Source organism: Cellulomonas sp. P5_C5, assembly GCF_054049655.1.
Genome location: NZ_JBFULY010000028.1, coordinates 1 through 21,713, shown reverse-complemented (window position 1 = coordinate 21,713; position 21,713 = coordinate 1). Strand labels below are relative to the sequence as shown.

General features: G+C 72.2%; 25 protein-coding genes. 11 read left to right on the top strand and 14 right to left on the bottom strand.

Features of this window, described 5'->3' with window-relative positions:
* Nucleotides 1-3 precede the first annotated feature (3 nt).
* Complete coding sequence (locus ACXJKF_RS18135) at nt 4-399, top strand: MmcQ/YjbR family DNA-binding protein (RefSeq protein ID WP_456789117.1); 396 nt, start codon at nt 4-6, stop codon at nt 397-399.
* A 28-nt stretch (nt 400-427) separates the two neighbouring features.
* A complete protein-coding gene (locus ACXJKF_RS18130; RefSeq protein ID WP_456789116.1) occupies nt 428-688 on the top strand; it encodes a hypothetical protein in 261 nt (86 codons plus the stop codon).
* On the opposite strand, the gene ACXJKF_RS18125 is transcribed toward ACXJKF_RS18130, so the two are convergent.
* Nucleotides 689-1,087: a YccF domain-containing protein gene (locus ACXJKF_RS18125; RefSeq protein ID WP_456789115.1), complete on the bottom strand. Its 399-nt coding sequence runs from the start codon at nt 1,085-1,087 to the stop codon at nt 689-691. It lies immediately after the preceding gene.
* A 75-nt stretch (nt 1,088-1,162) separates the two neighbouring features.
* Between ACXJKF_RS18125 and ybaK the strand changes: the two genes are divergently transcribed.
* The 7 genes from ybaK (at nt 1,163) to ACXJKF_RS18090 (ending at nt 4,751) form a co-directional block, all read left to right on the top strand.
* Entirely contained in the window at nt 1,163-1,663 is a 501-nt protein-coding gene (gene ybaK / locus ACXJKF_RS18120) for a Cys-tRNA(Pro) deacylase (RefSeq protein WP_456789145.1), read from the top strand.
* Nucleotides 1,660-2,364: a YggS family pyridoxal phosphate-dependent enzyme gene (locus ACXJKF_RS18115; RefSeq protein ID WP_456789114.1), complete on the top strand. Its 705-nt coding sequence runs from the start codon at nt 1,660-1,662 to the stop codon at nt 2,362-2,364. The genes ybaK and ACXJKF_RS18115 overlap by 4 nt, the downstream gene beginning before the upstream one ends.
* A gap of 244 nt (nt 2,365-2,608) precedes the next feature.
* The gene (locus ACXJKF_RS18110) at nt 2,609-3,415 is read left to right on the top strand and encodes a CPBP family intramembrane glutamic endopeptidase (protein WP_456789113.1); all 807 of its coding nucleotides are present in this window, start codon (nt 2,609-2,611) and stop codon (nt 3,413-3,415) included.
* A complete protein-coding gene (locus ACXJKF_RS18105; RefSeq protein WP_456789112.1) occupies nt 3,412-3,606 on the top strand; it encodes a helix-turn-helix transcriptional regulator in 195 nt (64 codons plus the stop codon). Before ACXJKF_RS18110 ends, ACXJKF_RS18105 begins: the two co-directional genes overlap by 4 nt.
* Nucleotides 3,593-4,027 (top strand): hypothetical protein, encoded by a 435-nt coding sequence (locus ACXJKF_RS18100; protein ID WP_456789111.1) that lies wholly within the window; start codon nt 3,593-3,595, stop codon nt 4,025-4,027. Before ACXJKF_RS18105 ends, ACXJKF_RS18100 begins: the two co-directional genes overlap by 14 nt.
* A 44-nt stretch (nt 4,028-4,071) precedes the next feature.
* Nucleotides 4,072-4,437, top strand: coding sequence for a YidH family protein (locus ACXJKF_RS18095; protein WP_456789110.1), 366 nt, complete (start codon nt 4,072-4,074; stop codon nt 4,435-4,437).
* Nucleotides 4,434-4,751: a DUF202 domain-containing protein gene (locus ACXJKF_RS18090; RefSeq protein WP_456789109.1), complete on the top strand. Its 318-nt coding sequence runs from the start codon at nt 4,434-4,436 to the stop codon at nt 4,749-4,751. The genes ACXJKF_RS18095 and ACXJKF_RS18090 overlap by 4 nt, the downstream gene beginning before the upstream one ends.
* A gap of 2 nt (nt 4,752-4,753) precedes the next feature.
* On the opposite strand, the gene ACXJKF_RS18085 is transcribed toward ACXJKF_RS18090, so the two are convergent.
* The 3 genes from ACXJKF_RS18085 to cimA form a co-directional block, all read right to left on the bottom strand.
* Nucleotides 4,754-5,812 (bottom strand): lipoate--protein ligase family protein, encoded by a 1,059-nt coding sequence (locus ACXJKF_RS18085; RefSeq protein WP_456789108.1) that lies wholly within the window; start codon nt 5,810-5,812, stop codon nt 4,754-4,756.
* Between the two features lie 23 nt (nt 5,813-5,835).
* Nucleotides 5,836-6,675, bottom strand: coding sequence for a hypothetical protein (locus tag ACXJKF_RS18080; RefSeq protein WP_456789107.1), 840 nt, complete (start codon nt 6,673-6,675; stop codon nt 5,836-5,838).
* An 88-nt stretch (nt 6,676-6,763) separates the two neighbouring features.
* Nucleotides 6,764-8,386, bottom strand: a complete 1,623-nt coding sequence (cimA, locus tag ACXJKF_RS18075) for a citramalate synthase (RefSeq protein WP_456789106.1) — start codon at nt 8,384-8,386, stop codon at nt 6,764-6,766.
* A 364-nt stretch (nt 8,387-8,750) separates the two neighbouring features.
* Here cimA and ACXJKF_RS18070 point away from each other — a divergent pair, with 364 nt between their 5' ends.
* Nucleotides 8,751-9,368: a hypothetical protein gene (locus ACXJKF_RS18070; protein ID WP_456789105.1), complete on the top strand. Its 618-nt coding sequence runs from the start codon at nt 8,751-8,753 to the stop codon at nt 9,366-9,368.
* A gap of 137 nt (nt 9,369-9,505) precedes the next feature.
* On the opposite strand, the gene ACXJKF_RS18065 is transcribed toward ACXJKF_RS18070, so the two are convergent.
* The 10 genes from ACXJKF_RS18065 to ACXJKF_RS18020 all read right to left on the bottom strand — a co-directional run bounded on the left by ACXJKF_RS18065 (nt 9,506) and on the right by ACXJKF_RS18020 (nt 20,597).
* Nucleotides 9,506-10,615 (bottom strand): branched-chain amino acid aminotransferase, encoded by a 1,110-nt coding sequence (locus ACXJKF_RS18065; protein ID WP_456789104.1) that lies wholly within the window; start codon nt 10,613-10,615, stop codon nt 9,506-9,508.
* Nucleotides 10,616-10,708: 93 nt separating this feature from the next.
* Complete coding sequence (locus ACXJKF_RS18060) at nt 10,709-11,782, bottom strand: 3-isopropylmalate dehydrogenase (protein ID WP_456789103.1); 1,074 nt, start codon at nt 11,780-11,782, stop codon at nt 10,709-10,711.
* A gap of 63 nt (nt 11,783-11,845) precedes the next feature.
* The gene (locus ACXJKF_RS18055) at nt 11,846-12,400 is read right to left on the bottom strand and encodes an ASCH domain-containing protein (RefSeq protein WP_456789102.1); all 555 of its coding nucleotides are present in this window, start codon (nt 12,398-12,400) and stop codon (nt 11,846-11,848) included.
* A 190-nt stretch (nt 12,401-12,590) separates the two neighbouring features.
* Entirely contained in the window at nt 12,591-13,619 is a 1,029-nt protein-coding gene (gene ilvC / locus ACXJKF_RS18050; protein WP_456789101.1) for a ketol-acid reductoisomerase, read from the bottom strand.
* A 51-nt stretch (nt 13,620-13,670) separates the two neighbouring features.
* Nucleotides 13,671-14,195 (bottom strand): acetolactate synthase small subunit, encoded by a 525-nt coding sequence (gene ilvN / locus ACXJKF_RS18045; RefSeq protein WP_055922650.1) that lies wholly within the window; start codon nt 14,193-14,195, stop codon nt 13,671-13,673.
* A 3-nt stretch (nt 14,196-14,198) separates the two neighbouring features.
* On the bottom strand, nt 14,199-16,046 hold the full coding sequence (locus ACXJKF_RS18040; protein WP_456789100.1) for an acetolactate synthase large subunit: 1,848 nt from the start codon (nt 16,044-16,046) through the stop codon (nt 14,199-14,201).
* A gap of 242 nt (nt 16,047-16,288) precedes the next feature.
* Complete coding sequence (locus ACXJKF_RS18035) at nt 16,289-16,867, bottom strand: pyridoxamine 5'-phosphate oxidase family protein (RefSeq protein ID WP_456789099.1); 579 nt, start codon at nt 16,865-16,867, stop codon at nt 16,289-16,291.
* Nucleotides 16,868-16,947: 80 nt separating this feature from the next.
* Nucleotides 16,948-17,676: a DUF2306 domain-containing protein gene (locus tag ACXJKF_RS18030; RefSeq protein ID WP_456789098.1), complete on the bottom strand. Its 729-nt coding sequence runs from the start codon at nt 17,674-17,676 to the stop codon at nt 16,948-16,950.
* A 78-nt stretch (nt 17,677-17,754) separates the two neighbouring features.
* Nucleotides 17,755-19,443: a glycoside hydrolase family 13 protein gene (locus tag ACXJKF_RS18025; protein ID WP_456789097.1), complete on the bottom strand. Its 1,689-nt coding sequence runs from the start codon at nt 19,441-19,443 to the stop codon at nt 17,755-17,757.
* Complete coding sequence (locus ACXJKF_RS18020) at nt 19,440-20,597, bottom strand: ROK family protein (protein ID WP_456789096.1); 1,158 nt, start codon at nt 20,595-20,597, stop codon at nt 19,440-19,442. Before ACXJKF_RS18020 ends, ACXJKF_RS18025 begins: the two co-directional genes overlap by 4 nt.
* Before the next feature lie 112 nt (nt 20,598-20,709).
* Between ACXJKF_RS18020 and ACXJKF_RS18015 the strand changes: the two genes are divergently transcribed.
* The coding region (locus tag ACXJKF_RS18015) for a glycoside hydrolase family 36 N-terminal domain-containing protein (protein ID WP_456789095.1) at nt 20,710-21,713 on the top strand (1,004 nt) is incomplete at its 3' end.

The following is a 21,713-nucleotide window of genomic DNA, read 5'->3' as shown; positions in this document are numbered from 1 at the left end:
CCCATGGCCACGTGGGACGACGTGCGGGAGGCCGTGGCGGCGCTGCCCGAGACGTTCGAGGAGCCCGGGCGCAGCTGGCGGGTCGGGTCGAGGAAGCCGCTCGTCTGGGACCGGCCGCTGCGTGCGGTCGACCACCAGGCGCTGGGCTCGTCGGCCCCCGACGGACCGATCCTCGGCGCGCGCGTGCCGGACCTCGACGCCAAGGAGGAGCTCCTCGCGCGTCTGCCGGACGTCTACTTCGTGACACCGCACTTCGACGGCTACCCGGCGATCCTCGTGCGGCTCGACGCGATCGACACCGACGAGCTGCGGGACCTGGTGGTCGAGGCGTGGCTGACGCAGGCGCCGAAGCGCGTCGCCACGGCCTGGCTGGCGAGCCATCCGGACGGGCCGTCCTGACAAGGGCTCGCCGCGTTACCGTTCGCCCATGAGCACCCCGCCCGCAGATGCCCCCGTGCGCCGCACCAGGTCCCCGCGGTTCATCTTCCTGATCTGCCTGGTCGCCGCGCTCGTGTCCGCGATCTGGGTGCTCGGCATCCTCGTCATCGTCGCGGCGGTGGCCCTGGTCGTCGTCGCGATGGTGCGACAGGCCCGGGGCAAGGACCCGGCCACCTGGTTCGCAGCCAGCACCGGCACCGCGGCGGGCACCCTGGTCTACCTGCTGATCGTCCTGATCACCGGCCAGTAGCTACTGCCCGTAGGCCGCCATCATGCGGTCGGCCGGGACGATCTGCTTGCCCAGCGGGAACAGCGAGATGGGCACCATCTTCCAGTTGGCCAGGGCCAGCGGGATCCCGATGATCGTGATGGCCTCCGCGATGCCGGTGATGATGTGGGCCAGCGCCAGCCACCAGCCGGCGACGATCACCCAGATGACGTTCCCGATCACGGACCACGCCCCGGACGTCGGCTTGTCGACGACCGTGCGACCGAACGGCCACAGCGCGTAGCTGGCCATCCGGAACGACGCGATGCCGAAGGGGATCGTGACGATGAGGATGCAGCAGATGATCCCGGCGAGCACGTAGCCCAGCGCGAGCCAGAAGCCGGCCAGGACGAGCCAGATGATGTTGAGCAGGGTCTTCACCAGGCCAGCCTGCACCCCCGCCGGCCGCGGACGGTATCCGGGAGGACCCTGATCCCGCCCTATCGTGGCTCCGTGGTGAAGAAGGAGCACGCGCCTGCCGGCACCCCCGCGCTCGTCGCGCTGACGGCCGCGGGCGTCCCGCACACGGCGCACGCGTACGCGCACGACCCGGCGAGCACCCTCGGCTACGGCCTGGAGGCCGCGGCGGCGCTCGGCGTCCCACCGGAGCAGGTGTTCAAGACGCTGATGACGGTCGTGGACGGCACGCTCACGGTGGCGGTCGTGCCGGTGACCGGGCAGCTCGACCTCAAGGCGCTCGCGCACGCCGCCGGGGGCAAGCGCGCGTCGATGGCAGCCAAGCCCGACGCCGAGCGCGCCACCGGCTACGTCGTCGGCGGCATCTCACCGCTCGGGCAGCGGTCGCCGCACCCGACCGTGGTCGACGAGACGGCGTGGCTGTTCGACACGGTGCTGGTCTCCGGCGGCCGACGCGGGCTCGACGTGGAGCTCTCCCCCGACGACCTGGTCCGGCTCACCTCGGCGACCGTCGCGGACATCGCCCGGTCCGACCCGTGATCGCCGACCGTCTCGCGGAGGTCCGGCGCCGCGTCGCGCAGGCCGCGACCGAGGCCGGTCGCGACCCCGCCGACGTGCGCCTGCTCCTGGCGACCAAGACGCAGCCGGTGGAGCTGGTCCGCGAGGCACTCGGGGCCGACGCACGGGCCAGGGCCGAGGACCCGACCCTGACCGCGGTGCTCGTCGGCGAGAACCGCGTGCAGGAGCTCGTCGCGAAGGGACCCGGGCTCGCCGGGCTGGCGACCGTCCACCTGATCGGGCCGTTGCAGTCCAACAAGGTCAACGCGGCCCTGCGCTGGGCGTCGTGCATCGAGTCGGTGGAGTCGCTGGACCTCGCGGAGCGGCTCTCGGCACGCGCGACCGATCCGGTGGACGTCTACGTGCAGGTCAACGTGTCGGGCGAGGGGTCCAAGCACGGGGTTGCCCCTGACGGGGCGGTCGCCCTCGCCCGGGCTGTCGCCGCACTGCCCGGGGTGCGGGTGGCCGGCCTCATGACGGTGGGCGCGCGTTCCGACGACGCCGCCGTGGTGCGGTCCGGCTACGCGCTGCTGAGGTCGCTGCGGGACGAGATCGTCGCGGCGGGCACTCAGACCGCGACGGAGCTGTCCATGGGGATGAGCGGGGACCTGGAGCTGGCCGTCGCGGAGGGCGCGACGCTCGTGCGCGTCGGCAGCGCGGTCTTCGGCGCCCGCCCCACGTAGCCGCCGCGCAGCAGCACCAGCTGCGCGGTGCGGGTGGCGGCGCCGGGTGCGCGGCGGCGCACGACGGCCAGCTCGCGGGCGTGCAGCACGGTGAGCCGACGAAGCTCTCGGTCGAGGTCCATGCCGATCATGAGCGCCGTCCGCGCGATCTGATACGCGCGTCCATGACAAGGGGGCTTGACACCTCCGCACCTGTCAAGCACGCTTGTCCTGTCAAGCACGCTTGTCACTCCGGAGGTTTCCTGTGGACACCCTCGACGCTCTGCGGGACCTCGACGTCCCCACCGTCACCACGCTCGTCGTCGTCGCAGGCACCGCGGCACTCGTCGCCCTCGACCCGGTCCTCGGCCGCCGCCAGTACGCGCGCCTGGTCGACGACCTCGCCGCGGCCGACGACGACCGGGCACAGGACGCGGTCCGCCGGCGCTTCTACCGGACCTGGATCCGGCAGGGCTGGCTGACCGCCGCGGTCGTCGTCGCCGCCGTGCTGCTGCTGCCGGGCATCGGGCTCGCGGAGCTCGGTCTGCGCCTCCCCGACCTGAGCCTCCTGGCGCCGGGCGCCGACCGGGACGACGCGACCGGGATGGCTGTCGGCGCGGTCGTCGGGATCGCGCTCGCCGCGGGAGCGCTCGCGCTCGCCCGGCGCCGGCTGCCCGCGGTCTCCCAGCCGCCCCGGAGCGCCGCGGCGGACGCCCTCTGGCCCGCGACCCCCGCCGCCCGGCGTGGCTGGGCGGGGCTGTCGCTCTCCGCGGGTGTGACCGAGGAGATCTCCTACCGCGGCCTGCTCGTCCTCGCTCTGCTGCTCGCCGTCCCCGACCTGCCGCACGGCGCGGTCGTCGCCCTCGCCGCGCTCCTGTTCGGGGTCGCGCACTGGTACCAGGGGCGGCTCGGCATGCTCGCGACCGGCGTGCTCGGCGCGCTCCTCACCCAGCTGTACCTGTCCACCGGAAGCCTGCTGCTCCCGATGGTGCTGCACGTCCTCATCGACCTGCGACCCGTGCTGCACCGCCCGGCGAAGGCCGCCGTGCTCGCACCCGCCGACGCCCGATGAGGAACGACATCCGTCGCCTGCGCGAGGAGGCGGGGCTCTCCCAGGGCGCCCTGGCCGAGGCGCTCGGCGTCTCCCGGCAGACCGTCAACTCCCTGGAGAACGGTCGCTACGACCCCTCGCTGCCGCTCGCGTTCGCGGTGGCCCACTACTTCCGCACGACGATCGAGGAGATCTTCCATGTCGACGCCTGAGCGCCAGCGTTCCCTGTCCGACGGTCGCTTCCTGGTCGCCCTCGGCTGCGGTCTGGTCGCCGTCGGCCTCCTGTGGCTCGCGTTCACCCTGGCGGGCCAGCCCGACACCGCCGCAGGGGCCCTGGTCGGTGGGCTCGCGGTGACCGGCCTCGCGGTCGTCGTCCGCTGGCGTGCCAAGCGCCGGGGGCCGTCCGCCGACGGCGGGTTCAGTCGCGTGCTCCTGGGCACCGCCGACGAGCGCGACCGGACGATCCTGACCGCCTCGCTGGCCTGGGTCGGCCTCACCGCGTTCCTGGCCAACGCGATCGGCCTCGCCGCCGTGGCGCTCGGTGCCGACGGGTCGACCGTCATCGGCGCCATCGAGGCCCTCCTCATCGCCGTGCTCGTCGGAGCGTTCGTCCTGCTCTCGCGGCGAACCTGAGGCCTCTCCGGGTGTCGCACGCCGTCTCACGGCAGGATGGCCCCATGAGCGACGAGCGCCGGTTCCCCCGGTGGGTCTACGGCACGGGCACCGACCCGGACGCGCGGTTCTCGTTGGCCAACGAGCGGACGTTCCTGGCGTGGATCCGCACCTCGCTCGCCCTGCTCGCCGGCGGCGTGGCCCTCGAGGCCCTCGCACTGCCGGTGCAGCCGGACCTGCGGTTCGCCGCCGCGATCGTCCTGGTCGCGCTCGGCGTCCTGGCACCCGTGCTGGCGTGGATGAGCTGGGCCCGCGCCGAGCGTGCCGTCCGGCAGGGCACCTCGCTCCCGGCGCCGTCGGCGTTCGGCCTGCTCGTCTTCGGCGTCGGCGTCGCCGGTCTCCTGGTCCTCGTGGGGATGGCCGTGGCGTGACGGCACCGACGTCAGGACCGCCTCCGACGCTCGCCGCCGAGCGCACCCACCTCGCGTGGCGACGCACCGCGATCGGGCTCACCGGGGGCGGCCTGGCGGCCGCGCACCTGCTGGAAGAGTTCGTCGGTGCCGCGTCCTGGAGCCTCGCCGCCGTCGCGTTCGTCGTCTCGGTCGCACTGGCCACCGTCTCCCACCGGCGGCACCTGGTCGACGGTGCGCTGCCCCCGGGCGGGCGGCTCGTGGCGGTCAGCACCGCGGGGGTCGTGGCGATCGGCGTGGCCGCCGTCGCCTTCGTGGTGCTGCGTGGCGCCTGAGGTCAGGGCACGCGCGCGGTCCAGGCCGGGTCGGTGAACTTGGACCCCATCAGCTCGGTCGCGCGGGCCAGCTCCTCGGGTCGCAGCTCGCCGTCGACCGTCGGGTACCGGCCGCGGAAGTGCGCGGCGAACGCGGCGATGACCTCGTCGCGGGGCAGGTGGGTCTGCGAGCGCACCGGGTCGACGCGCTTGTTCGCGCTCGGCGTCCCCTTGTCCGAGAGCTTCTCGCGCCCGATCCGGAGCACGTCGAGCATCTTGTCCGCGTCGATGTCGTAGGCCATGGTCACGTGGTGCAGGACCGCACCACCCACCATCCGCTTCTGCGCCGAGCCGGCCAGCTTCCCGGCCTGCGACGCGATGTCGTTCAGCCCGCTGGTGAACGCCTGCACCCCGACGTCCGCGAGCGCACCGAGCACCCACTGGTTGAGGAACGCGTAGGAGTCCTCGAACGTCATCCCGTCCACCAGCGAGGCCGGCACCACCAGCGAGAACGTGATGCAGTTGCCGGCCTCCATGAACATCGCGCCGCCGCCGGAGATCCGCCGGACCACCGTGATGCCGTGCCGCTGCGCCGCCTCGAGGTCCACCTCGTTGCGCAGCGACTGGAACGAGCCGATGATCACCGCGGGCTCGACCCACTCCCAGAACCGCAGGGTGGGTCCGCGGCGCCCGGCCGCCAGCTCCTCGGTGAGCACCTGGTCGAGCGCGGTGTGCAGGGCCGGCGGCAGCGGCCCGGGGTGCAGGACCTCGAACGTGTGGTCGCCCCAGCCGGTGGAGTACCCGAGCGCCCGGCGCACCGCGACCGCCACCGCGTGCGCGTCGAACCCGACCATCGTGACGTCGTGCTCGTGCCCGGCCAGCGCTGCGGTCACGGCCTCGGCGAGCCGGGACACCGGGGTGTCGGCGGGCAGCCCGTCGAGGGCCGACGACAGCACCGGCAGCGCCTCGTCCGGTTCGAGGAAGAAGTCGCCGCTGACGCTCACCCCGGACAGCAGCCCGTCCACCACGTCGAGGTCGACCGCGACGAGCTTGCCGCCGGGGACCTTGTACTCACCGTGCACGCCGCCCAGCGTAGGCGGCTGCGTCAGCCGAGCGCCCGCACGGCCGACTGCGCRCGGTCCTGGACCATCGCGGACAGGCTGGCCGCGTCGCCCAGGGTGGCCAGCGCGGCCTCCCGGCCGCCGTCGGTGAGCGCCTCGGCCGTCCACGTGACGATGGTGTTGCCCACGAGCATGTGTCCCCGGTACCCCGGGATCTCGCTCCCCTCGGCGGAGTGCGTGATCTCCTGCACGATCGACGGGTAGATGCCCTGCCCCTCGATCGCGGGCTCGACCGTCCAGGTGGCGCCGTCGATGTCCGGGTTGACCTGGCTGTACTCGGGGCAGGCGTCGACGGCGGTCACCAGGGCACGGAACGCCTCGCGCGCCGCGGCCGGGTCCGGCAGCAGGACGATCTCCTGCTCGAACGACATCGCGTCGTTGCCCCACATCAAGGCGTCGAACCACGACGGCGGGGTGGCGACGACGGTGACGGCGACCGTGCACTCCGGCGGGTCGACCGTCGAGCCCAGCGGCAGGCCCCACGGCAGCTGGCCCGACGTGATCAGCTGCGGCACCTCGGGCTCGGCCGCCGGGACGTCGTCGAGCAGCTCCGCCGACGTGACGAACAGCGCGGGGGCCGTCGTCGCGTCGAACAGCGCGTCCGACCCCGGCGGCGGGACCGACGGCGACTGCGTGGTGGGTGCGACCGTCGGCTCGGGCTCGGGCACGGTGACGGTGACCGTCGGCGTCGGCTCGGTCTCCACCGGCGCCCAGGGCTGCGCGACGAGGGCCGTGACCAGGGCGATCGCGACGAATGCGACGAGCAGCCACCACCAGCCGGCACGCGATCGCCCCGGGCCGGGGGACGGTGCACTGCCGGACACGACCGCTCCTTCCGCACGTCGGCGGCCGCGCTGCAGCGGCCGGTCCCCCGAGGCTAAGCCGCGACGGTCCCCCGCGCAGGGATGAAGTTCAGCGAGGCGTCACACCGCTGTGGCGGAGTCCCCAGATCGCGGAGTCCGTCAGCGCCTCCCACGACGCCTCCAGCAGGTTGGGGCCCACGCCGACGGTGCTCCAGGAGGTCTGGCCGTCGGTCATCTCGATCAGCACGCGCGTGATCGCGTCGGTGCCGTGCATCGAGTCGAGGATGCGCACCTTGAAGTCGATGAGCTCGAACTCCTCGAGCTCGGGGTAGACCCGGACCAGCGCCTGCCGCAGGGCGTGGTCGAGCGCGTTGACCGGGCCGTTGCCCTCCCCCGTGCTGACCACGCGCTCGCCGCCGGCGTGCAGCTTGACCGTCGCCTCGGCCGTCGCGGGCGTGCCCCGCCCGCCGCTGCGCTCGACGATGGTCCGCCACGACTCGACCCGGAAGTACTGCGGGCGGCTCCCGTCGATCTCCTCGAGCAGGAGGAGCTCGAAGGACGCGTCCGCCGCCTCGTAGGTGTACCCGTTGGCCTCGGCGTCCTTGACGCGGTCCGTGACCCGGCCCAGCAGCTCGGGGCGGCCACCCAGGTCGAAGCCCAGCTCGCGGCCCTTCAGCTCGATCGACGCGCGGCCGGCCATGTCGGAGATCAGCATCCGCATGTCGTTGCCGACGCCGRCCGGGTCGATGTGCTGGTAGAGGTCGGGGTCCACCTTGATGGCGGACGCGTGGATGCCGGCCTTGTGCGCGAACGCGCTGGCACCCACGTACGGCGACCTGGCGAAGGGCGAGATGTTCGTGATCTCGCTGATCGCGTGGGCGATCCGGGTCAGCTCCGGCAGCCCGCCGGGCAGGCCGTCCGACACCTTGAGCACCGGCAGGCCGTACTTGAGCTGCAGGTTGGCGACGACGGACAGCAGGTCGGCGTTCCCCGTGCGCTCGCCGTACCCGTTCACCGTGCCCTGGACGTGCGTGCACCCGGCCTCGACCGCGGCGAGCGTGTTGGCCACGGCGCAGCCGGAGTCGTTGTGCGCGTGGATGCCGAGCACGGCGTCGGGGCCGACGGCTCCCCGGATCTCGTGCACGATGTCCGCGACCCAGGTGGGGACCATGCCCCCGTTGGTGTCGCACAGGGCGACCACCTCGGCACCCGCCTCGAACCCGGCGAGCACCGCGGCGCGGGAGTACGCGGGGTCGAACCGGTAGCCGTCGAAGAAGTGCTCGGCGTCCACCACGACCCGGCGACCCTCGCGCACCAGGAACGCGACGGTGTCCGCGATCATCGCGATGTTCTCCTCGCCCGTGGTCCGCAGAGCGCGCTCCGCGTGCCGCAGGTCGTGCTTGGCGACGAGCGCGACGACGGGGGCCTCCGAGTCGACGAGGGCCCGGACCTGCGGGTCGTCKACCGCGCGTGTCCCGGCCTTGCGCGTGCTGCCAAAGGCGGCCAGCTCGGCGTTGCGGAAGTCCAGCTCCTTGGCGGCCCGCTTGAAGAACTCGGTGTCCTTGGGCACCGCGCCCGGCCAGCCCCCCTCGATGAAGCCGACGCCGAGCTCGTCGAGCAGCGGCGCGATCGCCAGCTTGTCGGCGACGGAGAGGTTCATCCCCTCCTGCTGGGCGCCGTCGCGCAGGGTCGTGTCGTAGACCTGGAACGGCGTGCTGACGGGGACGGACACGATGAGCTCTCTTCGGTGCTGGGGCGACTTTCTCGAACTGCGTCGTACTGCGACCTCAGTCGTTCCGGCGGGGTGTGCCGGTGCAGTCGACGGTAGTCGGGGCGGGGGTGGTGCTCCGACCAACAAAAAGACCCCCCGGGGTACGGGAGGTCTGCGCGTCAGCTGGTGGGCCGACGCGCTACTCGATAATGAGGGAGGAGCGGGTCACCCGTGCATGGTGGCACACGTCACGTCCCGCGGTCACGCGTTCCATCCCTTGGACGGCCGGGTCGCGCGCGTCCGCGCGGCCCGATGTCCGATTCGCTAGCGTTGCCCCGTGTCGTCACCGGCGACGCGCAGGTCGGTCGACCTCCAGGAGGCAGCAATGTCCATCCCCACTCCCCCGCCGGAGCGCCAGTCCGCCTACCCGCACCAGACGCCGGCCCCGTCGCCCGCCCCGCCGCCCCCGGCGGATCCCACGATGGTCTACCCGGCTGCCCTGCAGCCCGCTCCCGTCCAGCCCGTCCCGGTGCCCGTGGCAGCGGCTGTTCCCGTGGCACCCGCGCGTCCCGCGGACCCCTCGGTGGACGCCGGACGCTTCTGGGCCGGGGTCGTGGCGACCGCTCTGGTGGCGGCGCTCGTCGGCCTGGTCGGGGTCGTGATCGTCGACCAGATCCTGGGCATCGAGCTGGTCGTGCAGGACATCTTCGGCACGGACTCGACCGGGGCGGCCTACGTGGTCGGTGCCGCCGCGATCGCGGTGCTGGCCGGCGGGCTGCTGCACCTGCTCGTGCTGACCACCCCCAAGCCCAAGGCCTTCTTCGGCTGGATCATGTTCCTGGGCACCCTGACGGCCGCGCTCCTGCCGCTCACCTGGACCGACGTGCTCGAGTCGTCGATCGCCGCGGGTCTCGTGAACGCGCTCATCGGCATCGCGATCTGGTCGCTCCTGATCGGCGTGCTGAGCCGCACGCTGCGTCCAGGGACGGCGCCGATCGACTGACCCGGGTCGGTCGACCAGCCTCGCCCGTGGCCACGCGCCTTCGGAGGGCGCCCCCGCGGACGGTCACCGTGAGCCCGTCCGCGGGGTCGTGCCACCAGGTCAGCGGCGTTCGTGACCTGCCCCGGCGGCGCCGTCCATCAGACGAGCCGGTGGAGCCAGCCGTGCCGGTCGGTCGCGCGGCCGTACTGGATGTCGGTGAGCTCCGCGCGGATGCGGGTGGTCACCGGACCGGCCTCGCCGTCGCCGACCGTGAGGTCGAAGTCGTCGCTGGCCAGCCGGCCGATGGGCGTCATGACAGCGGCCGTGCCGCACGCGAACACCTCGCGCACCGACCCGTCGGCAAGTCCCTGGCGCAGCTCCGTCAGCGGGATCTGGCGCTCGGACACCTCGTGGCCCGCGTCCGTCAGGAGCCGCAGGATGGACGAGCGCGTGACGCCCTCGAGGATCGAGCCGGACACCGGCGGCGTGGCGACGCTGCCGTCGGCGTGCACGATGAACACGTTCATCCCGCCCAGCTCCTCGAGCTGGGTGTTGGTCGACGCGTCGAGGAAGCACACCTGCTCGAAGCCCTTGGCGTAGGCCAGCTGCTGCGGCAGGAGGCTCGCGGCGTAGTTGCCGCCGCACTTGGCGGCACCCGTACCACCGGCACCCGCGCGGTGGTACTCCTGGTCCACCCAGATGGACACCGGTCGCACGCCCCCGGCGAAGTACGGCCCGACCGGCGACGCGATGACCAGGAACTCCGCCTCCAGCGAGGGCCGCACCCCGAGGAACGTCTCCGAGGCGTACATGAACGGGCGCAGGTAGAGGCTCGTCTCCTCGCCGGACGGCACCCAGCTGACGTCGGTCGCGACGAGTGCCTCGATGGCGCCCAGGAAGTCCGCCTCGGACAGCTCCGGCAGCGCCAGGCGACGGGCCGAGCGCGTGAACCGTGCGGCGTTGTCCCGCGGCCGGAACGTCCACACCGAGCCGTCGGCGTGACGGTACGCCTTCATGCCCTCGAAGATCTCCTGCCCGTAGTGCAGGACGGCGGTCGCCGGGTCCAGCAGCAGGGGGCCGTACTTCTCGACGCGACGGCCGGTCCAGCCGTCCTCGTTCGAGTACGTGATGCGGGCCATGTGCTCGGTGAACACGGTGCCGAACTTCGGCGACGCCAGCGCTGCCTCGCGCTGTGCGTCGGGGACCGGAGTGTCGGTACGCGTGATCTCGAACGTGTCTGCAGACGTGGGGTGGGTCGTGGTGCTCATGTGCGGGGGCCTTTCACCAGAGTCAGGTTTGACGGTACCGGTGAGGACGGCCGGGTGGTATCCGGGCGGGGCCGAGGGCCCCGAGGAGTGGGATCAGCCGGCGATGCGCGCGGCGAGGTCCTTGCCCACCTCGGCCGTCGACCGTACTCGCTCAGCGCCCTTGCGGTCCGCGATGTCGTCGGCGACGGCCTTCTCGACGCGCGCAGCCTCGGCGGTCAGGCCCAGGTGCTCCAGCAGCAGGGCGACGGACAGCACGGTGGCGGTCGGGTCGGCCTTGCCCTGGCCGGCGATGTCCGGCGCGGAGCCGTGCACCGGCTCGAACATGCTCGGTGCCGTGCGGTCCGGGTTGATGTTCGCGGACGCCGCCAGCCCGATGCCACCAGTGATCGCCGCGGCGAGGTCCGTGAGGATGTCGCCGAACAGGTTGTCGGTGACGATGACGTCGAACCGCGCGGGGTTGGTGACCAGGAAGATGGTCGCCGCGTCCACGTGCAGGTAGTCGACCGTCACGTCGGGGAACTCGGCGTTCACGGCCTCGACCGTGCGGCGCCACAGGTGGCCGGCGTGCACGAGGACGTTGTGCTTGTGCACGAGCGTGAGCTTCTTGCGCGGACGGGCCGCGGCACGCGCGAAGGCGTCGCGGACCACGCGCTCCACGCCGAACGCGGTGTTCACGCTGACCTCGTTGGCCACCTCGTGCGGGGTGCCCACGCGGATGGCGCCGCCGTTGCCCACGTACGGGCCCTCGGTGCCCTCGCGGACCACCACGAAGTCGATCTCGCCGGGGTTGCCCAGCGGGGACGCGACGCCCGGGTACAGGCGGCTGGGGCGCAGGTTGACGTAGTGGTCCAGCGCGAAGCGCAGCTTGAGCAGCAGCCCGCGCTCCAGCACGCCGGACGGCACGCTCGGGTCGCCGATGGCGCCCAGCAGGATGGCGTCGTGCGCGCGGATCGCGTCGAGGTCGGTGTCCGTGAGGGTCTCGCCGGTCGCGTGCCAGCGGCGGGCGCCCAGGTCGAAGTCCGTCGTCGACACCGTGACCGCGCCGCCCAYAGTGGCGTCCAGCACCGTGTTCAATGCCAACAGGCCCTGCTCGACGACCTCCGTGCCGATGCCGTCACCAGCGACGACGGCAAGGCGGATGTCCCGGGCAGCGGTGGTGTCGACCATGGAGCGAGCCTAGACCCTGTCCCACCGCTCGGGACGGGTGTCTCATCCTGCGGAATATTGCGCTCAGTCCACCGCGGGCGTCGGGCCGGTCGTCGGGTAGATCAGCTCGAACCGCTCCAGCATGACGTCGAGCGACGGGGAGAACGCCTCGCCCAGCACCCGCCGCCACGACTCCTCGTGCAGCGCCCGCCACGACTCCAGCGTGCCGTCGCCCTCAGCCTCCGCCGTCGCGTGCTCCGCCGTCACCTGGTCGAACGGGACCACCTCGACCTCGGTGGTGCGCAGCAGCGCGCGCGGGTCCCCCACACCGTCCACGACGATCGACAGGTCCCCCACGCGTGGGATCTCGAGCCCCACCTGCTCCAGCTCGGCGACCGCGAGCGCCGTGGCCGTCTTGCGGCCGTCGAGCACCCGGGCCAGCAGCTCCTGCGCCTCGGCGTCGTCGCCGTAGGACCACGACGGCGGGGGAACCACGTCCTCGGGCGTCCCGCCGACCACGCTGTCGAGCTTGCCCATCCCGACGTGCCCGCGGGCCGCCTGCCAGAACGCCGCGATCCGCTCGTCCTCGACCGCGCCCTCGACGCCGTGCTCCGGTGGTTCCACCTGCTGGTCGGTCATCGTCGTCCCTCCGTCGTCGTCGCCCCATCCTTGCGTACGACCAGGTGGGCGGCACATCGCGCGTTCCGCGAACGAGCCCTGGGTGACGCCACGGCGAGCGCCCACGTCACCCCGGGCCTGCTCGAGCCTTGCGGAGACACGAACGGCATCCCGGCCGGTGGCCGGGATGCCGTTCCGTGGTGAGGGTGGGTCAGCGCGCCGCGCTGCCCTCGACGTAGTCGGTCTCCGAGGGCTTGACCCAGGCGAACAGCTTGCGCAGCTCGCGGCCGACGGGCTCGATCGGGTGGTTCTGGCCCTTCTCGCGCAGCTCCTTGAACTCCGGTGCGCCGGCGTCCTGGTCGTTGATGAAGCGCTCCGCGAAGGCACCGTTCTGGATGTCCGCGAGGACGGCCTGCATGTTCGACTTCACGTCGGGCGTGATGACGCGGGGGCCGGACACGTAGTCGCCGTACTCGGCCGTGTCGGACACGGACCAGCGCTGCTTGGTGATGCCGCCCTCGAAGATGAGGTCGACGATCAGCTTGAGCTCGTGCAGGACCTCGAAGTACGCGACCTCGGGCTGGTAGCCGGCCTCGGTCAGGGTCTCGAAGCCGTACTGGATGAGCTGCGAGACGCCACCGCACAGGACGGCCTGCTCACCGAACAGGTCGGTCTCGGTCTCCTCGGTGAACGTCGTCTTGATGCCGGCGGCGCGCAGGCCGCCGATCGCCTTGGCGTAGGACAGCGCGAGGTCCCAGGCGGCACCCGAGGCGTCCTGCTCGACGGCGACGATGACGGGCACGCCGCGCCCGTCGACGTACTCGCGACGGACCAGGTGACCCGGACCCTTGGGGGCGACCATGAGCACGTCGTGACCGGCGGCCGGCTTGATGTAGCCGAAGCGGATGTTGAAGCCGTGGCCGAAGACGAGCGCGGCGCCGTCCTTCAGGTTGGGCTCGATCTCGTCGCGGTAGACGATGCGCTGCACCTGGTCGGGGGCCAGGATGACGACGACGTCGGCCTCGCGGACCGCGTCGGCCACCGAGGCGACCTTGAGGCCCTGGTTCTCGGCCTTCGCGCGGGACGCGGAGCCCTCACGCAGGCCGACGGTCACGTCGACGCCGGAGTCGCGCAGGTTGAGGCTGTGCGCGTGCCCCTGGCTGCCGTAGCCGATGACGGCGACCTTCTTGTTGGCGATGATCGACAGGTCGGCGTCGTCGTCGTAGAACAGCTCGGCCACGATGGGTTCTCCTCGGTGTGTGGTTCTGCTTCTGGTTCAGGAAGGGGACGTTCAGGCGCTGCGGTTGACGCGCTCCAGGGCGCGGTCGGTGATCGAGCGCGACCCGCGGCCGATGGCCACGGTGCCGGACTGCACGATCTCCCGGATGCCGAACGGCTCCAGGGCGGCGAGCAGGGCGTCGAGCTTGCCCGGTCCGCCGGTCGCCTCGATGACGACGGTGTCCGGCACGACGTCGACGACGTGCGCCCGGAACAGCTGGACGACCTCGAGGACACCGGTGCGCTGCGTGGCGTCGGCCTTGACCTTCACCAGCAGCAGCTCGCGCTGGACGGACGCGGAGTCCTCCAGCTCGACGATCTTGATGACGTTGATCAGCTTGTTCAGCTGCTTGGTCACCTGCTCCAGCGGCAGGGCGTCGACGTCGACGACGACCGTGATGCGGGAGATCTCGTCGTGCTCGGTGGGACCGACCGCGAGCGAGTGGATGTTGAACGACCGCCGCGCGAACAGGCCGGCGACGCGCGTGAGCACGCCGGGCTTGTTCTCGACGAGGACCGACAAGGTGTGACGGGACATGGCTCAGTCCTCCCGGTCCCACGCGGGGCTGATCCCGCGCGCGTACTGGATGTCGTCGTTGCTGACCCCGGCGGCGACCATCGGCCACACCATCGCGTCACGCGACACGGTGAAGTCGACGACCACGGGCTGGTCGTTGATCTCGAGTGCGCGCTTGATGGTGGCGTCGACGTCGGCCGCCGTCTCGCAGCGCAGGCCGGCGCACCCGTAGGCGTCGGCCATCTTCACGAAGTCCGGGATGCGCACGGTGCCGTGCCCGGTGTTCAGGTCGGTGTTCGAGTAGCGGGACTCGTAGAACAGCGTCTGCCACTGGCGGACCATGCCCAGCGACGAGTTGTTGATGATCGCGACCTTGATCGGGATGTCGTTGATCGTGCAGGTGGCCAGCTCCTGGTTGGTCATCTGGAAGCAGCCGTCACCGTCGATGGCCCAGACGGTGCGCGACGGGTCGCCGACCTTGGCACCCATCGCCGCCGGCACCGCGTAGCCCATCGTGCCCAGCCCCCCGGAGTTCAGCCAGGAGTTGGGCCGCTGGTACTTGATGAACTGCGCGGCCCACATCTGGTGCTGACCGACGCCCGCGGCGAAGATCGACTCCGGCCCGGACAGCTCACCGATCCGCGAGATGACGTACTGCGGCGAGAGGTGACCGTCGAGCGGCTCGTCGTAGCCGAGCGGGAACGTCGCGCGCCAGTCGTCCAGCTGACGCCACCAGCCCTCGAGGTCCGGCTTGCCGTGCTGGACGTGCTCACGGGCGAGCTCGGGCAGCAGGTCGGCCATGACCTCCTTGAGGTCACCGACGATCGGCACGTCCACGGTGCGGTTCTTGCCGATCTCGGCCGGGTCGATGTCGGCGTGCACGATCGTCGCGTTGGGCGCGAAGCTCGACAGCTGACCGGTCACGCGGTCGTCGAACCGCGCGCCGAGCGCCACGATCAGGTCCGCCTTCTGCAGCGCCGCGACGGCGGCGACCGTGCCGTGCATGCCGGGCATGCCCAGGTTCTGGGGGTGCGAGTCGGGCAGCGCACCGCGGGCCATCAGGGTCGTCACGACGGGCGCGCCCGCCGCCTCGGTCAGCGCCTTGAGCTCGGCCGCGGCCCGGGCCCGGATCACGCCGCCGCCCACGTAGAAGACCGGCTTGCGGGACGTCGCGATCAGGCGAGCGGCCTCACGGATCTGCTTGGCGTGCGGCTTGGTGACCGGGTGGTAGCCCGGCAGGTTCAGGTCCTGCGGCCAGGAGAAGGTGGTGCTGGCCTGCATGGCGGACTTCGAGATGTCGACGAGCACCGGGCCCGGACGGCCGGTGGACGCGATGTGGAACGCCTCGGCGATCACGCGCGGGATGTCGTCCGCGTCGGTGACCAGGTAGTTGTGCTTGGTCACCGGCAGGGTGATGCCGACGATGTCCGCCTCCTGGAACCCGTCGGTCCCGATCAGCGACGCGACGACCTGCCCGGTGATGGCGACCAGGGGAACGGAGTCCATGTGGGCGTCGGCGATGGGGGTCACGAGGTTCGTCGCGCCCGGGCCCGAGGTCGCCATGCACACACCGACGCGGCCGGTCGCCGCGGCATAGCCCGCGGCCGCGTGGCCGCCGCCCTGCTCGTGCCGGACCAGGACGTGGCGCACGCGCGTGGAGTCCATCAGCGGGTCGTAGAGGGGCAGGATCGCACCGCCGGGGATGCCGAAGACGACCTCGACGCCGGCCTCCTCGAGCGAGCGGACGATCGACTGCGCGCCGGTGACCTTCTCGGGGGCGACCGTGCTGACCGCCGCCGGGGCGGGGATGCGCGGCGTGGCGGCCGTGGGCGTGGGCGTTCGCGGCGGTGCCGGGTGAGGGCCCTGGACCATCGATGTCTCCCTGGGTCGTGCAACGTGTCCTGCATGGGTGCCTGAGCATGAAAAAACCCCTCGAGCCACGTACGGGCTGGACGAGGGGCGAGCGCGCTGACGGGGCCTGTGCGGGAGGCCTCTAGCCGGCGCGCTCAGGAAGTACTACGAGAAGCATGGTCGTCTGCACCCGTTGGACACTACGCCCAGGTTTCCGATGTGTCACGCCACCACCCGGTCGTCTCACATCGTGGTTCACGGGATCAGTCAGTGGACACCGCAGAGGGTGCCGGGTCCATGTCGAACGCGGGCAGCCCGTCGATGCTCGTCCGGTTCTTGAGCCGCCGGTAGTCCGCCTGCCCCTCGACGCCCTTGCGCTCCATGTACGGCGGCAGCAGGTCCCGCTCCCCCTCCAGCGACATGAGCGGGACGCCGTAGCCGCACGAGTCGGAGACGCGGTCCACCTCGACGACGATGACCGCCCGCGCGCCCCGCGTCTCGGGGAACAGCGCGGCCAGCTCGTCGAAACCCTCGTCGTACAGCGTCACGAACCGGCCGCGGCCGTACAGGCGGACGATGTTGGGCGGCCCGTCGAACGCGCAGAACATGAGCGTGATCCGGCCGTTGTCGCGCAGGTGAGCGATCGTCTCGGCGCCGCTGGCGGTCAGGTCGAGGTAGGCGACCGTGTGCTCGTCGAGCACCACGAACGACCCCGCGATGCCCTTGGGAGACACGTTCACGTGCCCGTCGGGGCCGCTCGGGGCCGTCGCGACGAAGAACATCGGCTGCGCCTCGACGAACGCACGCAGCCGGCCGTCGATCTTCTCGTGCACCTTGCCCATGTGGTCTCTCCTCGTGCAGACGCCTCCGCCGACCCTAGTGACGCCCGCCCGCTGCCTCCCGGACGGTCCACGTGGTGGCCTCAGGGCGCGGGATCCACCATGCGCAGCGCGGGCAGGCCGCGGCGGCGGACCATGAACTCGGCGACCACCAGGTTCGGGATCCAGCAGAGGAACGGCACCACCGCGTAGGCGTTGGCGAACGCCGCGTCGAAGGCCGCCTCGCTGGTGATGGACGGGATCTGGACCGCGACCAGCAGCCCGGTCCACGCCCGCAGCGTCACCGCCGCGAACGTGCACGCGAAGTTGCGGATCATCCACGCCTGGTGCGTGCGCACGTCCCCGGACCGGATCGCCCGGTAGCCCCGCCAGCCCGTCCAGAGCCAGAGCACGCCGAGCGTGCCGAAGCCGAAGAACCCGACGAAGCCCGCACTGTTGAACGGCGCCATCACCAGCCCCGCCAGCCCGCCGATGCCGACGGCCGTCAGGTACCCGCGGCCGATCCAGCGGTGCACGCGCGGGCGACGACGGCGCAGTCCCGCCCAGAACTGCCAGGGACCCAGCAGCAGGGCGAGACCGCCGCCGACGATGTGCACGTAGAACGCCGCCCGCACGGCCGCCGGCTGGTCCGCGTAGGCGGATGCCAGGCCGAAGCTCTCGTCCGAGAGCTCACCCAGGGACGAGGTCAGGTAGGGCGTCACGGAGTACGCGACGATGGCCAGCGACGTGAGCGCCACCGCGGTCCAGCCCACCCGCCGGCGGCGCGCCGGGACGGGGAGAGCTTCGGTCGGCGGCGCCGTCGTGATCGTCATGATCGCGACGGTAGCCAGTCCGATTCCTCCCGGTCTGTCCTGTCCACCCCCGGATGCGCACGGGGGCAGACCCCACCGTCAGGACCGGTGGATGCGGGCCTCCCACGGGCGCAGGACCGGGCCGGCCGGCTGCGCGTAGTTGCCGAGAACCAGCTCGCCGGGGTCGTGTTCGAGCCGGACCTCCTGCTCGTCGCCCGAGAAGTTGCCCAGGACGGTGAGCGTGACGCCGTCGAGCCGTCGCGTGAACGCGTACACGTGCTCGTGGTCGGGCAGGAGCATCGTGAAGTCGCCCAGGGCGACCACCGGCTCCTCGTGCCGGAGGGCGATGAGCGCGCGGTAGTAGTGGAAGACCGACCCGGGGTCCGCCCGCTCCGCCGCGGCGTTCACCGAGGGATAGTTCGCGTTCACYTCGAGCCACGGGGTGCCCGTGGTGAACCCGGCGTGGGCGGTGTCGTCCCACTGCATCGGGGTCCGGGCGTTGTCCCGGCCCATCGCGGCGATGCCGGCCAGCAGGTCCTCGTCGGACCCGGTCCCGACCGTCTTCGCGACGGCCACGTGGTTGAGCGTCTCGATGTCCCGGTACTGGTCGAACCGCGTGAAGTGCGCGTTCGTCATCCCGAGCTCCTCGCCCTGGTAGACGTACGGCGTGCCGCGGTGCAGGTGCAGCACCGTGGCCAGCATCGTCGCCGACTCGCGTCGGAACACACCGTCGTCCCCGAACCGCGACACGATCCGCGGCTGGTCGTGGTTGTCCCAGTAGAGGCTGTTCCAGCCCACGTCGGCCAGGCCCGCCTGCCAGCGGCCGAACGACGCCTTCAGGTCGAGCAGCCGTAGCGGGCGGACGTCGAACTTGCCGCCCGGGCCGTGGTCGAGGCCGACGTGCTCGAACTGGAACACCATGTCCACCTCGGCACGCTCCGGGTCGGTGAAGTCACGCGCCTGCTCGACCGTGACACCCGGCATCTCCCCCACCGTCAGGATCCGCTCCGGTCGGCCGGCGAAGACGGAACGGTGCATCTCCGCGAGGAACTCGTGGATGCGCGGGCCGCAGACGTAGGACGCGGAGCCGTCGGCGAGCAGGCCGCCCGTGACCACCCCGTCGGGGAGCGTCGTGTCCTTGGAGACGAGGTTGATGACGTCCATCCGGAAGCCGTCGACGCCACGGTCCAGCCACCAGCGCATCATCGCGTAGACGGCCTCGCGGACCTGCGGGTTCTCCCAGTTCAGGTCCGGCTGCTTGCGGCTGAACAGGTGCAGGAAGTACTCACCGGAGMGCTCGTCGTGCTCCCAGACGGAGCCTCCGAAGAACGAGCCCCAGTTGGTCGGCTCCGCCCCGGGGGCGCCCGCCGCCATCCCGTCGCGCGGTGGCCGCCACCAGTACCAGTCCCGCTTCGGGCTCGACGGGTCCCGCGACTCGACGAACCACGGGTGCTCGTCGGACGTGTGGTTGACCACGAGGTCCATGACCAGCTTCATGCCCCGCGCGTGCAGGGCCGCGACCAGCTCGTCGAGGTCCTCGAGCGTGCCGAACACCGGGTCGACCGCCTGGTAGTCGCTGATGTCGTACCCGTTGTCGTCCTGCGGGGAGGCGTAGATCGGCGACAGCCAGACCACGTCGACCCCCAGCTCGGCCAGGTGGTCCAGCCGCCCGAGGATGCCCCGCAGGTCACCGATGCCGTCGCCGTCAGAGTCCGCGAACGAGCGCGGGTACACCTGGTACACGACGGCCCGGGTCCACCAGGGGGCGTCCTGCGGCGTCCAGGTCATGCGAGGGCCTCTCTCGTGGGCAGCAGCTCCTGCTCCTCACCATGGAGGTCGATCCGGTCGACTGCATCCTGGATCGCGACGGTCGCGGCTCCGCGGGCCCAGGCGGAGAAGCCGGACTCGTCGACGAAGAGCCGGACGGGCTCCGCGCGGGGGTCGCGGTCCGCGGCGATGGCCGCCCGCACCCGCTCCTCCGCGAGCGAGAACAGCCCGATGCCCTCGCCCGCGAGCACCGCCGCAGGCTGCAGCGTCAGGTTGACCGCCATCGCGACGAGCCGTCCGAGCKCGGCCGCGGCCTCGTCGACGACGGTCGTCGCGGCCGGGTCGCCCGCCGCCGCGAGACGCAGCACCTCGTCGTAGTCGACCGGGCGCTGCAGCGCCGCAGACACCTGGGCCGCGATCGAGCCCGAGGTCAGCATGGCCTCCGCGCACCCGCGGTGACCCGCGTGGCAGACCGGCCCGGTGGTGCCGAGGGGGATGTGCCCGCCGAGACCGACGCCCGCCTCGCGCGAGTGCACGACCTGGCCGTTCACCACGAGCGCGTACCCGATGCCCGCACCGATGGTGATGACGACGAAGCCGGGGATGCCCGCCCCGAGGCCGAACCAGCGCTCGGCCTCCGCGAGGGCGACGAGGTCGTTCTCGATCGACGCGGGGACTCCCAGCTCGGCCTCGACGAGGTGGGCGAACGGCACGTCCGTCCAGTCGAGGAACGGCGCGAACTCCACCCGGCCGTCCCGCACGGCGCCCCCGAGCGCCACCCCGACGCCCGCGAGGCGGTCGACGCCCAGCGCGCGGACCGCGCGTCCGATCTCGGCGGCGACGCCCTCCGGGTCGCGGCGCTCCAGCGGGTGCTCCGCGTAGCCGATGAGCCCGGCACGCACGTCCGTCGCGACGACGTGGAGGGCCTCCCCCGTGATCTTGACGCCCGCGAAGTGGGCCAGGCCCGGCCGGACGTCGAGCGGCCGGACGGGCCGGCCGACCGACCCGTCGGACCGGTCGTCGAGCTCGACCAGGAGCCCGCGGTCCAGGAACGGCTTGGCGAGGCGCGTGAGGCTCGGCGGCGACAGCCCGAGCCGGCTCGTCAGCTCGCTGCGCGAGATCGGCCCATGGATCAGCACGGCACGGGCGAGGGCCCGCTCGCTGTCGCTCAGCATGCTCTCAACCGGTTCATTGATTCCATCATGGCATGAACGCTGCCGGAGATCGGCGGATTCTCGCGCTTGGCGCGTCTTGTGCGGTTTGTTTCTTCCGTGTTAGAACTAAACCATGCTCTTTCACGACGAGGTGACCGCTCACCACACCGCGCCCCAGCCCCCGGACGCCGCTACGGGACGAGTGCTCCACCTGCACCGCGGGGGCACCAGCGTCGTGGTCGACCTCGACGCCCTCCCGCACCCGGCGGTCGTGCACTGGGGCGAGGAGCTCACCGGCTCGAGCGAGCAGACGCTGCGCAGCCTGGCGGTCGCGGCTCGCCCGCAGCGGGTCTCGGGCGGCCTGGACGAGCCCGCGCGCGCCACGCTGGTGGCGACGCCGGCGGGCGGCTGGCTCGGCACCCCCGGCCTGGAAGGGCACCGCGACGGAGCCGCGTTCAGCGTCCGGCTGGAGCTCGTCGACGTCGAGGCCGACAGCCACCGCGCGCTGCTGTCGCTCGTCGACCGGGAGGCCCGGCTCAGCGCTCAGCTCGAGCTGAGCGTCGGCACCGCGGGTCTCCTGCATCAGCGGATCACGCTGCGCAACGACGGCGACTCCCCCTACACCGTCCAGCACCTGCACCTCGCGTTCCCCGTCCCGTGGGACGCCACCGAGATCCTCGACACCACCGGCCGTCACCTGCGGGAGCGCTCGCCGCAGCGGCACCCCTTCGGGTACGGGACGTACCTGCGCGAGAGCCGCCGCGGCCGGCCCGGCGCGGACGCCACGCTCGTGCTCGCGGCCGGCCGCCCCGGGTTCGGCTTCGAGCGCGGTCGCGTGCACGCCGTCCACGTCGCGTGGAGCGGCAACCACCGGCTCGTCGCGGAGCGGTCCGTCTCGGGCGAGGCCTTTCTCGCCGGCGGTGAGCTGTTCGCCCCCGGGGAGGTCGTCCTCGCGCCGGGTGCCTCTCTCACGTCGCCGGACGTCGTCGGGTCCTGGGGGGACGGGCTCAGCGAGCTCGCCCACCGGTTCCACGACGAGTGGCGCGCCCGCCCCGCCCATCCTCGGCGCCCACGGCCGATCACCCTCAACACGTGGGAGGCGGTCTACTTCGACCACTCCCTCGAGCGCCTCACGGC